We start from the raw sequence: 4,565 nt of genomic DNA, 5'->3' as shown, positions 1-4,565 counted from the left end.
AGAGGCGGTGCCGGGGCCGGCGGCGTCAGGAGCGGACCGGTGAGCACGCCCACGGCCGTGACGGACACATCGGCAAGGATGCCGCGGGAACCAGCCCGCTGCCGGTTGTTGGTTGTCGAGCAGGGCGAGGGACTATGGGGCGCACAGCGCTATCTGCTGCGGCTCGCGCCGCTGCTCCGCGACCGTGGGGTCGAACAGATCCTCGCGGCGCCCGCCGGCAGCGCCACGGCCGAGGCATGGCGGGCGGCCGGGCTGTTGCACGTCATGCTGCCCGCACCCGACGATCGCGGGATACGCGCGCCGGATGGCCAGTTCAGCCCCGTCGGCGCGGTCCGGGAGTTCGGACGGACCGCCATGCTCGCCCGACGCACGGCGGCACTCGTCCGCCTCCTTGACGTGGACGCAGTACACGCGAACAGCCACTGGTCGCATCTGCAGTGCGTGCTGGCGGGCCGGCTGACGAACCGGCCGGTCGTCCTGCACCTGCATGAGGAGAACGAACCGGATCTGATCGGCCGGCTGCGGGGGCTGGCGGTGCGCGGCGCGCAGGCGTCGGTGGCGGTCAGCGACGCGGTGGCGGCGTCATTGCCACCCGCGGCAGCCCGCCGTACCCAGGTGATCCGCAACGGGGTCGACACGGACGCGCTGCGGCCGGGACCCGCCGATCCCGCGGTACGCGCCCAGCTGGCGGCCGATCCGTCCGCACCCGTGGTACTGGCGCTGTCCCGGCTCGACCCACGCAAGGGCGTGGACAACGTGATCCGGGCGGTGGCCTCACTGCCCGGACAGTTCGCGCGTGCACAGCTCGCCGTCGCGGGCGCGCCGAGCCTCGATCCGGCACACGCGAGGACGCTACGCGAGCTCGGCGCCAGCCTGCTGGGCGTGCGGATACGCTTCCTCGGCCCACGCACGGATATAGCCGGTCTGCTGCGGGCATGCGACGCGCTGGTGCTCGCGTCCAGTCTGGAAGGCCTGCCGCTGAGCGTTCTGGAAGCGCAGGCATGCGGAACACCGGTGGTCGCATTCCCGACAGCCGGCATCCCAGAGATCGTCACGGACGGTGTGACCGGGCTGCTCGCCCGCGCGGGGGATGTCGACGATCTCACCCGCCGGCTGACCGACCTGCTCGGTAATCCGGGCTATGCCGAGCGGATTTCCATAGCCGCCCGGGCGAACGTGCTCGCTCGGCACACCCTCACCCAGCAGGCTGACAGCCAGGCGGAACTGCTGCGTTCCCTCATGGTGGCTCAGCGGCCCGGCGGCCCAGCCCGACGATCCCGGGTAGCGGTGGCCACCGCTACCCGGGCGTGACACCAGAAAACACCCAGGTGTGACACCAGAAAAGCCAACCGGTGCGATGCGGTCGCGCATTGCACCGGTTGGATCGATCGCACCGTTGGATCGGATGTGCCGATCCAACGGTTCTCCTGGTCCGTCGGTCGGCTAGACCTTGGCCGCGCGCTCCCGGGCCCGGATTTCCCGGCGGAGCTCAGGGGGCAGCGCGAACAGCAGATGCTCCTCGGCCGAAGTCACCTGCTCGACATCGTCGAAACCGCGTTCGGCGAGCCAGGCGACCACCTCGGTGACCAGCTCCTCAGGAACCGAAGCCCCGCTGGTCACACCAATGGTCTCCACCCCGTCGAGCCAGGCCGGATCCACCTGGCTGGCGTCGTCCACCAGGTAGGCGGCAGGCACCCCGTGGTCAAGGGCGACCTCGACCAGGCGTACGGAGTTCGACGAGTTCGGCGACCCGACCACGAGGATCAGCTCGACCTGGCCGGCGATCTCCTTGACCGCGACCTGGCGGTTCTGGGTGGCATAACAGATGTCGGCACTCGGCGGCCCCTGTAGCAGCGGGAACCGCTCACGCAACGCGTGCACCGTGGTCTCGGTCTCGTCGACCGACAGCGTGGTCTGTGAAAGATAGGCAACTCTGGACTCGTCGCGGACCTTGACGGCCGCCGCATCCTCCACGCCGTCGACCAGGTGGATGCGGTCGGGCGCCTGGCCCGTGGTACCGACAACCTCCTCGTGGCCTTCATGGCCGATGAGGAGGATGTCGAAGTCCTCCTTGGCGAATCTGCGTGCCTCGCCGTGCACCTTCGTCACGAGCGGGCACGTGGCGTCGATCGTTCGCAGTTCCCGGGACCTCGCCTCCTCATGGACGGACGGTGCGACACCGTGGGCAGAAAACACCACGGTCGCCCCGGCAGGAACCTCGTCCGTCTCGTCCACAAAGATCGCGCCTTTTGCCTCCAGCGTCTTGACGACGTGGGCATTGTGCACGATCTGCTTGCGTACGTAGACGGGAGCGCCGTACAGCTCCAGCGTCTTCTCGACCGTCAGCACCGCTCGGTCAACACCAGCGCAGTACCCGCGCGGATTGGCCAACAGGATCCGCCCCATGCCCGGAAGTGTACGCGGCCCAGCAGCGGCCGGAGGAGCGAACGATAACCGTCACACGCCGGCGACCTGTCAGGACACCCGAAGCGATTTGTGCATGGATCGACGGTTCACGTCGTTACGGTGGCTCGATGGCACTCACCTCCTCACCGGAGCAGCCGCTGCCGGTCCGCACGATTTCCCGCGCGATCGGGGACTGGGTCAACCGGCTTGGGCGGGTCTGGGTGGAAGGGCAGCTCACCGAGATCGTCCGCCGCCCCGGGCTCGCCACCGTCTTCCTCACGCTGCGCGATCCCGTCGCCGACGTGTCGCTGCGGCTCACCTGCCCGCGGGCCGTCTGTGAGGCGATCGGAGCCGGGCTCGTCGATGGCGCCAGAGTGGTGGTCTGGGGCAAGCCGTCCTTCCACCCCACGCGGGGAACGCTGGCGCTCGCTGTCGTGGAGATCCGCCCACTCGGTGCGGGCGCCCTGCTCGCGCGCCTCGAGCAGCTGCGCGGCGTGCTCGCGGCGGAGGGCCTGTTCGCCGCTGCCCGCAAACGCCGGCTCCCGTTCCTCCCGCAGGCGGTCGGGCTGATCACCGGACGGGCGAGCGCGGCCGAGCGGGACGTGGTCGAGAACGCCCGCCGTCGTTGGCCCGCCGTGCGCATCGTGACCCGGGAAGTGGCGGTCCAGGGGCCGCTCGCCGTTGGACAGGTCATCGACGCGCTGCGTGACCTCGACCGTATCCCCGGCGTGGACGTCATCGTCATCGCCCGGGGCGGTGGGTCGATGGAGGACCTGCTGCCCTTCTCCGACGAGGCGTTGATACGGGCCGTAGCCGCGGCGGGCACCCCGGTGGTATCCGCCATCGGCCACGAGCAGGACGCGCCCCTGCTCGACTTCGTCGCCGACGTCCGCGCGTCCACTCCGACGGACGCGGCGAAACGGATCGTGCCGGACGTGGCCGAACAACACGCCCTGGTCACCGCGTTGCGCGACCGGTCCAGGCGGATCGTCGAACAGCGGCTGAAGCACGAGGAACGCGGACTGGCCGATCTACGCGGCCGTCCCGTGCTGGCCGCGCCCGGCCGCGAACTTGACCGCCAGAGCGAGTCTGTCAACGAGCTACGGTCCCGCGGGCTACGTTGCGTGATGCAGATCCTCGCCGGGGCCGAGCGCGAGCTGGCCCACACATCCGCCCAGCTGCGCGCACTGTCACCGGCCGCGACTTTGGATCGCGGATATGCCCTGGTGCGCCGGACCGCCGACGGCTCCATCGTGCGCGACCCGGCGGGGGTGGACACAGGTGACGAGCTGGCCATCCGGGTTGCCGGTGGCTCCTTCCCCGCGACCGCCGGCGCCCGCGATCCCCAGAGTGTCTAAAGGCTGAGGCCCTCGACGACTCCGGCGAGGTCCGCGCGGATGGCGGCCTTGAGCGCGGTGGGAGCGAACGAGTGGTCGACGGCGGCCACCGCAAGATCAACTACCTGGCGCCGGGTCAGGCCCAGACCGCGCAGCGCATGCAGGTACTCATCGCGCAGTGTGGTGCCGAACATCGGCGGGTCGTCACTGTTGAGGCTGACCGGCAGACCCATTTTGATCATTGTGGACAACGGGTGCCCCGAATAGTCCGCGACGACCCCGGTACGGAGGTTCGATGTCGGGCACACCTCCAGCGGGACGTGCTGTGCCCGCAGGTGGTCGACCAGTACCGGGTCGTCGATGGCGCGGATGCCGTGACCGATGCGTTCGGCGTGCAGATACTCGAGGGAGTCCCAGATCGTGCGCGGCCCGGTGGTCTCGCCGGCATGCGGTACGCGGTGCAGCCCGGCGTCCCGCGCGGCGGTGAACACGTCCGCGAACTGCGACCGGGGCACACCGGCCTCGGACCCGCCCAGCCCGAGCGCGATCACCGACCCACGGTGGCTCAACGCGAACTCGATCGTCGCCTCGGCCGCGGGGCGCAGATCCATCCCGGGCAGGCCTGGGATGTCGGTGACCCAGCGCAGCTGGATACCGGTCGTCTCCTCGGCCTCCCGACGGCCCCGCTCGACCCCGTCGAAGACCTCGGCCGCGTCGATACCACGCTGGATGTGCAGGAACGGCGTGAAGGTGATCTCAGCGTACCGGACCCCCTGCGCGGCAAGCCCCAGCGCGGTCTCACGGGCCAGCAGCGCGAAGTCC

4 protein-coding genes are annotated in these 4,565 nt (G+C 70.2%); 2 read left to right on the top strand and 2 right to left on the bottom strand.

What is annotated here, in order from left to right:
• Positions 1–1,311 (top strand): glycosyltransferase family 4 protein (locus MJ785_RS15225; RefSeq protein WP_239381443.1); only part of this gene is annotated, 1,311 nt, incomplete at its 5' end.
• Positions 1,312–1,443: 132 nt separating this feature from the next.
• On the opposite strand, the gene MJ785_RS15220 is transcribed toward MJ785_RS15225, so the two are convergent.
• Positions 1,444–2,406: a 4-hydroxy-3-methylbut-2-enyl diphosphate reductase gene (locus MJ785_RS15220; RefSeq protein WP_239308407.1), complete on the bottom strand. Its 963-nt coding sequence runs from the start codon at positions 2,404–2,406 to the stop codon at positions 1,444–1,446.
• Positions 2,407–2,534: 128 nt separating this feature from the next.
• Here MJ785_RS15220 and xseA point away from each other — a divergent pair, with 128 nt between their 5' ends.
• Positions 2,535–3,764, top strand: a complete 1,230-nt coding sequence (gene xseA, locus MJ785_RS15215) for an exodeoxyribonuclease VII large subunit (protein WP_239308408.1) — start codon at positions 2,535–2,537, stop codon at positions 3,762–3,764.
• Here the strand turns inward: xseA and add are convergent.
• On the bottom strand, positions 3,761–4,565 hold an 805-nt coding region (gene add, locus MJ785_RS15210; RefSeq protein WP_239381441.1), incomplete at its 5' end, for an adenosine deaminase. The genes xseA and add overlap by 4 nt on opposite strands.

Source organism: Protofrankia sp. CiT1 (genome assembly GCF_917627335.1).
Lineage (GTDB): Bacteria > Actinomycetota > Actinomycetes > Frankiales > Frankiaceae > Protofrankia.
Note: the sequence above shows the minus strand (reverse complement) of the source record. Positions and strands in the feature narration are given on the sequence as shown.